Origin of the sequence: Streptomyces sp. NPDC050997 (assembly GCF_040660135.1) — a bacterium.
Classification (GTDB): Bacteria; Actinomycetota; Actinomycetes; order Streptomycetales; family Streptomycetaceae; genus Streptomyces.
Map to the genome: position 1 here is coordinate 107,421 of NZ_JBFAGK010000027.1, position 8,089 is coordinate 115,509.

Genomic DNA, 8,089 nt, shown 5'->3' on the forward strand with positions numbered 1-8,089 from the left:
GAAAGGTTGCCGCCGTCCACGAAAACGATCGAAAGTTTCGATCGCTGTCGTCCCGCCCGCACCGATTGACGCGCTGTTTCGCTCCCATGACACTCCGAGGGCACAGTGACCCAACAGAAACCCCCACAGTCCCACAGGATGTGTCATGCGACCCCCCAGACGTCGTACCGCCCGTACGCTCCTGCTCCCCTTCCTGGCACTTCTCCTCTCCCTGATCGCCATACCCCCCAGTACCGCCCAACCAGGAGCGTCACCCGTGAAGCAGCCCAAGTACGCCGGGTACCTCTTCACCTACTTCACCGGCGAGGGCACCGCCGACGGCGAACAGATCCGCTACGCCCTCAGCCGTGGCAACGATCCGCTGCACTGGCGGGAACTGAACGCGGGCAAGCCGGTCCTGACGTCCACCGTCGGGGAGAAGGGGCTGCGCGACCCGTTCGTCATCCGCTCCCCCGAGGGCGACAAGTTCTTCCTGATCGCCACCGACCTCAGGATGTACCAGAACAGCAGCGGCAGCTGGGACGACGTCCAGCGGCACGGCAGCAAGTCGATCATGGTGTGGGAGTCCACGGACCTGGTCCACTGGACCGATCAGCGCCTGGTGAAGGTCGCCCCGGACAGCGCGGGCAACACCTGGGCACCGGAGGCCTACTGGGACGACTCCCTCGGTGAGTACGTCGTCTTCTGGGCGTCGAAGCTGTACGCCGACGACGATCCCGACCACAAGGGATCGACGTACAACAAGATGCTCTACGCGACCACGAAGGACTTCCGCGACTTCAGCGAGCCGAAGGTCTGGGACGACCCGGGCTACTCGGTCATCGACTCGACGGTCGTGAAGAACAAGGACACCTACTACCGCTACACCAAGGACGAGCGGGACCCGAACTCCAGCTCGCCGTGCGCCAAGTTCATCACCGGCGAGAAGTCGACCAGCCTGACGTCGACCACGTACGACCTGGTCGCGGACTGCATCGGCAGCGGTGCGATGGACCGCGGTGAGGGCCCGACGGTCTTCAAGTCCAACACCGAGAAGAAGTGGTACCTCTTCATCGACGAGTACGGCGGCCGGGGCTACGTCCCCTTCGAGACCACCGACCTCGACTCGGGCAAGTGGACCCCGTCCACGAACTACCAGCTGCCCGCCAGCCCCCGGCACGGCACCGTCCTCCCGGTGACACAGAAGGAGTACGACCGGCTGCTGGCCGCGTACCCGGTGAGCCCCACGTCGGTCGTGGACGCGACGGTGAAGGACCAGAAGGGGTACGCGATCGTCACGGAGGCCACGTCGAAGGCCGTGCTGCCGATGGAGCCCGGCGCGGATCTGCGCCACCTCGCTCCGCAGCTGTGGGTGGGTGAGGGGTCGACGGTCAGCCCGAGGTCCGGTATCCGGCGGGACTTCCGCAAGCCGCAGACGTACACCGTGACGGCCCCGGACGGCACGAGGCGTACCTGGACGGTCGAGGCGGTCCGCACCGGCAGCCCGACCCTTCCCGGTCTCAACGCCGACCCGGACGTGCACTACCTCAACGGCGAGTACTGGATCTATCCGACGACGGACGGCTTCCAGGGCTGGAGCGGGACGCGGTTCAAGGCGTACTCGTCGAAGGACCTGGTCCACTGGAAGGACCACGGCGTGATCCTGGACCTCGGGCCCGACGTGGCCTGGGCGGACAAGAACGCGTGGGCGCCGGCGATCGCCGAACGCGACGGCAAGTATTACTTCTACTACTGCGCCGAGCAGCAGATCGGCGTGGCGGTGGCCGACTCCCCCGCCGGTCCCTTCAAGGACGCCCTGGGCAAACCCCTGGTGGCGAAGGGCGGTTCACTGAGCGGCCAGATGATCGACCCGGCGGTCTTCACGGACGACGACGGCCAGTCGTATCTCTACTGGGGCAACGGGCACGGGTACGTGGTGCCGCTGAACGACGACATGGTGTCGTACGACGCGGCGAAGGTGAAGGACATCACCCCGGACAACTTCCGTGAGGGATCCTTCGTGATCAAGCGGAACGGCACGTACTACTTCATGTGGTCCGAGGACGACACCCGCAGCGAGAACTACCACGTCGCCTACGCGACCGGACCGTCCCCGCTCGGCCCGTGGACCAAGCGGGGAACGATCCTGTCCAAGCGTGCCGAGTACGGCATCCTCGGCACCGGCCACCACTCCGTGGTGAACGTCCCCGGCACCGACGACTGGTACATCGTCTACCACCGGTTCGCCCTGAACGGCCCCGGAAAGCCGGGCGGCGACGGCATGCACCGCGAAACCACCATCGACCGCATGGAGTTCGCGGCGGACGGCACGATCGAGCCGGTGGTGCCGACGCTGGAGTCGCTGCGGCCGGTACGCGGGATCAGCTGACGAAGTACGTCGGGTTCGGCAGCTTGTACGTCCGGTCGGCGTAGCCGCCGTCGAGGTCGGAGTACTGGTCGCCGAAGTTGGCGACGATGTCGTACCCGAGGTCCTTCTCGATGTGCTTCCGGGTGCCGGACTTGTACTGCACCGTCGTGCAGGTCCAGGCGCCCGGGGTGGCACAACCGCTCAGGTAGGACGGCGGGTTGGCCGAGTTCTTGAGGAACACGTGATCGGCGTCGAGGTTCACATCGGCGCCGATCTTCTTCAGGTTCGCGACCGCGGCCGTGCGCTGCGCCTCGCTCAGGCCCGAGTTGTAGAACACCTCGACGCCCTTCTTCTCGGCGTACCGCACGAGTTCGGGGCTGCCGAAGACGGCCGGGCGGTCGGCCTTGTTGACGTAGGCCGCCCAAGTGGCCGAGCTGTACGTGTAGTTGTAGCGCTTCTCGTAGTCGAGGCTGAGCAGCAGCGTGTCGTCGATGTCGAAGACGACCGCGGGCTTCTCGCCCCTGTGGTGGGCCTTGCGCGCCGCCTGGTCGAGGTACTTCCTCGCGGCGGAGTCGATACGCGCGAGATCCTTGGCGTACGGGCTGTCCGGGGACGCCTGGTACACGCCGTCGGCGTCGGGCGTGGTGCCGTAGTAGGTGTCGATGTCCTTGACCAGCTGCCCGATGTTGTAGGGCTCGTGCGTGGAGTTCGCCGTGGACTGACCGGCGGTGGCCGCGCCGGCGCCGTACAGGGCGCCACCGGCGACGACACAGGCCGCGCCGACGGCGACCGCTTTGAGGGACTTGCGCATGGGATCTCCGGATCTGGTGGGTAGATGATGCCCAGGTCAGAGCATTGTCTACGCGCATCACACGTTCGGTGCGAGCGCCGTTATCCCATCGGTACACAATCCATGGCTGGGGCGAAGGCGACTGGACCCCATGCGTGCTTGGCCGACAGCTGAGCGGCGGGTCGGTGCTGATGTGGGCTCAGCCTTGGTACCACCGGCGTCGTACGCCCTGTGGCACCTTGGCTGAGCCCACCTCATCTCAGTTCATCGTCGCCCCGATCGTCGTCGAGCCCGTGGTCAGGAACGTCGTCGTGGGCAGGGTGCCGCTCGAACTGCGGGCGTTGTACGTGCTCGAGGCGTCCGTCGACTTGAAGGCGGGCGTGGCGATGCCGCTGTCCCAGTTGTTGCCGGAGGAGACCACCGAGGAGCCCTTGCTCACCGAGCCGCCGCCGTTGCTGACGGCGAGGTTCTTGCCGAGGCGGGCCGCGCCGGTGGCGAAGTAGTAGCCCCACTTGGCGTTGGCGTAGGCGGTGGTGCGGTTGATGACGATGGCGCCCTTGTTGGAGTTCTCGGTGAAGCCGTTGCCCGCGTTGTCCCAGGCGGCCGAGTTGTTGACGACGTGAGCGACGACCTCGCCGTCACCGCCCAGCTTGTAGCCGTTGCCGTCGCCCGCGAACGCGGAGTCGGACCAGCGGTTCTTGCCGTTGCCCATGGCCCAGGTGTGTTCGACGGTGACCGGCGACGAGAACGACCAGAAGTCCAGGCCGTCGTCGGAGTTGTTGTAGAGGCGGGCCCCGGTGATCAGGTTGCCGGTGCCGGAGCCGAACTTCACGGCGACACCGTCGGCGTTCTCGCCATGGGTGGCGGCGTCGTAGTTGCCGTAACTGTCGATGTTCTTCACGGTGTTGTTGACCGTGCCGTCGCCGGTGAGCGTGAAGCCGGAGTCGCCACCGTTGATGGTCTTGATGTTGTTCCACACGGTGCCGGTGCAGGACTGGCAGACGACCGCGCTGTCCGGGGAGTTCTGGAAGGTGATGTTGGAGACGTTCCAGTAGTCCGCGGTGAGCTTGAAGATCCAGTCGCCGTCGGGCAGCGACGAGCCGTCGATCTTCACCGTCTCGGAGCCGTACGCGGTGAGCGTGACCGGCGCGGACGAGGTGCCGTTGGCCGTCGACTGGAGCGTGGCCGTCGGGTAGTAGGTGCCGCCGCGGACCTGGATGACCGTGCCCGCGGTGGCGTTCTTCAGGGCGTTGGACAGGTCGGTCGAGTTGCTGACGACCACGGTCGCGGCCTGGGCCTGGGTGGGGAGGGCGGCGAGGCCGGCACCCAGGGTCAGGGCCGCCAGGGCGGAAAGAGCGGTACGACGGGACATGGCGGGCGGGTCCTTTCGTCGTGCGATTGGGGAGGGGGTCACAGGACGCGGTCCAGCCAGCTGAAGACCTCGTCCTGCATGCGGTCGACGAAGACATGGCCGAGGTCGGGCCAGGTCTTCAGACGCAACCGCTCCTCGGCGTGGCGCGAACGCCAGACGGCGCGCAGCTTGTCGTGGGCCACCCGCACGCCGTCGGCGGTGAAGAGGGTGTCCAGCGCGCCGTTGAGGAAGAGCATCGGCCTGGGTGCGGCGATGCCCGCCACGTCGGGGAAGTCGAGGAACCGGGGAAGCCCGGGGTGGAGCATGTAGTACGACGACTGCCCGCGCAGCGTGTTGTTGCCGGGCACCATCATTTCCTTCAGGCCCGTCATCCAGCACACGCTCGCCGCCGCGGCGATGTCGTCGCTGAGCGCGGCCGTCTGCCAGGCCCGGTAGGCGCCCATGGAGAACCCGACGGCCGCGACCCGGCGTGCGTCCACCCTGTCGAGGCCGGCCAGGAACCCGGCGGCACGGGCGTCCTCGCGGGCCATGAGTCCGGCGAGGGAGGAGCCGAGGTTGTAGAAGTTGGAGGCGAGGGCCTGCTGTTGGTCGTAGGCGAGGGGGCCGCGGTCGCCCCAGCCGAGGGCGTCCAGGCAGAGGACCACGTATCCGCGCCGGGCCAGTTCGTCGCCGACGAAGCGTCCGCTGAAGTACTTGTCCGCCCACGCCTGCGCGGAGGCGAGGCGCGTGTCGTCGTACCAGGGGCGGACGAGTTTCTCCTTCCCTATGTCGAACCTGGCTCCGTGGTCGTGGAGGAGGAGCACTGCGGGGAAGGGGCCGGGGCCGTGCGGGGTGAGCAGGACGCCGCGGACGCGTTCGTAGGCGGTGAGCGCGAGGGTCACCAACTCCCTTGTGTATCCGTCCTCCTGGGGGCCCGTGGTGAATCGGGGCGCGTACGGCGTCCCGCGCTGCGAGGCGACGAGGAGGTGTTCCTCGACCTTCGAACGGGCGGCTCGACGCCACGCCCGGAAGTCGCGGACGGGTGAAGTGCCCCAGGCGAGCGGGAAGGTGAGCTCGTCCTTCAGTGCCGGGTGGAAGTCGGGCAGATCGCCGGCCACCAGGTCCGCCGCCCGCGCGGCCCCGGTGCCGCCCGTGAGGAACGCCGCGGCGGCGGCCCCCGCGACGAAGGTCCGGCGTCCGAGCGGCTCACTCATACGATCCCCCGGTGCCGGCGTGGCTCAGGGTGTGCCTCAGGGCGTGCCGCTCGACCGTACGCACGGGGTCGCCAATCACCGAGGTAGGCCGACCTCGTGTGCGACACGGCTTCCGCTCGGCCGAGTTGAGGCCGGTTGTCCGGCACCGTGATCCCCGCTCCGGGGCCCGTGTTGCGGTACTCCCGAAACCGCATGGTCTGCCAGGGATACGCCTCCCGCATGTTGGTGTACGGGGCCACCGCGTCGATCCCGGGTCCGATCCGGGTGTCCCGCACGACGAGGGAGGGCCAGGCCGTCGTCTCGTACGTCGGCACCCAGGGCCGGGCCAGTTTGTACGCCCCGTCCTCGGCGCCGGAGGTGATCCGGGAGCGGAGCGCCAGGATGCCGTGCGGGTTGGCGCGGGCCGTGGAGGGGGCGAAGACCATGCCCTTGGGGGTGAAGTCGACGTCCCGCGGCAGTGTGTGGAAGTGGCAGTCCTCGAAGACGGCGGTCGCCCGGCCGAAGACGAAGTCGACGTCGCCCTCGATGTGGCAGCGGTGGAAGTACTGCCGGTCGAAGACGTCGAGCGCGGTCGTCTCGACGAAGAGGGTGTCCTGGTGGGCCAGCAGGCGCACGTTCTCGAAGTGGGTGCGGTCGCCGTAGGTGTACGCGGCCACCGCCTGGGTGCCGGTGATCTCGGGGTGGTCGGCGCGCAGCCAGTCGTTGGCGAGGGTCAGGTCGCGGACGGTCAGCCCCGGGGCCGCCGAGGTGAAGGTGGCGGAGCCGGCGGTGCCGTACGTGGTGCCGTCGGGCCTCTTCGTGCCGTTCGCGTTGTCGTAGACGATGACGACGTCACGCGGGTCGCGGGTGGCGCCGCGCAGGGTCAACTCCGCCTTGTCCGTGTCGATGGTGATGACTTCCCGGTACGTCCCCGGATGCACGACGATCGTCCAGCCGGGACCCGGCACCGCGTCGACGGCCGCCTGCACGGAGTCTCCGGGCCGGACGTGCAGGACCCGGCGGCCGGAGGCGGAGGCGGAGGCGGAGGGAGCGGTACCGGCGGCGGCCAGGCCTGCGGACAGGCCCGTCAGAAGGGTGCGTCTGCGCATGTCAGCGTCCCCGCTTCCATGGCCGCCAGTCACCCAGATACTCGGCGCGGGTCGCCGACTCGGCCTGGTCCGCGGTGAGTTGGGGACGGTTCGCGGGCACGGAGATCTCGGCGCCGGCGCCCGTGTTCCGGTACTCGGCGAACCGCTGGCTCTGCCACGGGAAGCTGTCCGACATGTTGGCGTAGGGCGCGATCGCGTCGATGCCGTGGCCCAGCCAGGTGTTCCGCACGGTGAGCGACGGGCGGGCGGTGGTGTCGGAACTGGGCACCCACGGGCGGGCCAGCTTGTAGTGGGCGTCCGGGGCCTCGCTGCTGACCCGGCCGCGGACGACCAGGTATCCGCGCGGATTGGCGCCGGCCGTGGAGGGCGCGAGGACGAAGCCGTAGGGGGCGGCCGCCAGGTCGGTGCGGTTCAGGGTGCGGAAGTGGCAGTTCTCGTAGACCGCGGTCGCCCGGCCGAAGACGAAGTCGACATCGCCCTCGACGTAGCAGTGGGCGTAGTACTGGCGGGCGAAGACGGCCAGGGCCATGGAGTCGGCGTACAGGGTGTCCTGGTGGCCGAGGAAACGGCAGTGGTGGAAGGCCGAGCGGTCGCCCTGCACCTTGATGGCGACGGCCTGGGTGCCGGTGATCTGGGGGTGGTCGGCGCGCAGCCAGTCGTTGGCGAAGGTGATCCAGCGGGCGGTGAAGCCGGCGGCCTGCACGGTCGTGGTGGCCGACCCGGTGGTGCCGTAGGTGCCGCCGCCCGGCTTGGGGGTGCCGGCCGCGTTGTCGTACACGATCACGACGTCCCGGGGGTCCCCGGAGGCGCCGATCCAGGTCGCCTCCGTCCGGGTGGCGTCGACGGCGACGGTCTCCCGGTAGACGCCCGGCGCGAGGACCAGGGTCCGGCCGCTGCCGGTCGCGGCGGTCACGGCGGCCTGGACGGAGGTGAAGTCGCCGCGGCCGTGCGGGTCGACGTACAGGGTCTGCGGGGTGAGGCGGGCCGCGGGCGACCCGTACCGGCCGAAGGGGCGCTTGCCGCCGGCGGCCCGCGCGGGGGCCTCCCCGACCGCGAGCGCGGCGCCGGCCCCGGCGCTCGCGAACAGCAATCCCCTTCTGGACAAGGGGTGTTGGAGGTGGTGCAAGGGCATGCGGGGCTCCTTGGGGGGGTGCGGCTCGGCAGAGTGGAGTGGCTGGGTGCTTCCTCCCGTGGGGGCATGTGGGGTGCCTGTCGCGCCTGCGGGGCGGTGGGGGGGCGGGGACGGGCCGGGGGGTGTCCGTCCTCGGAACGGCGCGGAATCGGTTTCTTGAGGAGCGG

6 protein-coding genes are annotated in these 8,089 nt (G+C 69.1%); 1 reads left to right on the forward strand and 5 read right to left on the reverse strand.

The genetic code is table 11. The features are described from left to right. Positions 1–145 precede the first annotated feature (145 nt). Positions 146–2,368, forward strand: a complete 2,223-nt coding sequence (locus AB0H86_RS39020; RefSeq protein ID WP_362449966.1) for a family 43 glycosylhydrolase — start codon at positions 146–148, stop codon at positions 2,366–2,368. Here the strand turns inward: AB0H86_RS39020 and AB0H86_RS39025 are convergent. The 5 genes from AB0H86_RS39025 to AB0H86_RS39045 form a co-directional block, all read right to left on the reverse strand. Next, entirely contained in the window at positions 2,361–3,158 is a 798-nt protein-coding gene (locus AB0H86_RS39025; RefSeq protein WP_362449968.1) for an HAD family acid phosphatase, read from the reverse strand. The two genes, AB0H86_RS39020 and AB0H86_RS39025, sit on opposite strands and share 8 nt — an antisense overlap. Before the next feature lie 238 nt (positions 3,159–3,396). Further along, positions 3,397–4,509 carry a chondroitinase-B domain-containing protein gene (locus AB0H86_RS39030; protein WP_362449970.1) on the reverse strand — a complete coding sequence of 371 codons (1,113 nt, stop codon included), beginning with the start codon at positions 4,507–4,509 and terminating at the stop codon, positions 3,397–3,399. Positions 4,510–4,547: 38 nt separating this feature from the next. Continuing rightward, a complete protein-coding gene (locus AB0H86_RS39035) occupies positions 4,548–5,702 on the reverse strand; it encodes a dienelactone hydrolase family protein (RefSeq protein ID WP_362449972.1) in 1,155 nt (384 codons plus the stop codon). Continuing rightward, entirely contained in the window at positions 5,699–6,790 is a 1,092-nt protein-coding gene (locus tag AB0H86_RS39040) for a pectinesterase family protein (protein ID WP_362449974.1), read from the reverse strand. The genes AB0H86_RS39035 and AB0H86_RS39040 overlap by 4 nt, the downstream gene beginning before the upstream one ends. Position 6,791: 1 nt before the next feature. Further along, on the reverse strand, positions 6,792–7,922 hold the full coding sequence (locus AB0H86_RS39045; RefSeq protein ID WP_362449977.1) for a pectinesterase family protein: 1,131 nt from the start codon (positions 7,920–7,922) through the stop codon (positions 6,792–6,794). Positions 7,923–8,089 lie beyond the last annotated feature (167 nt).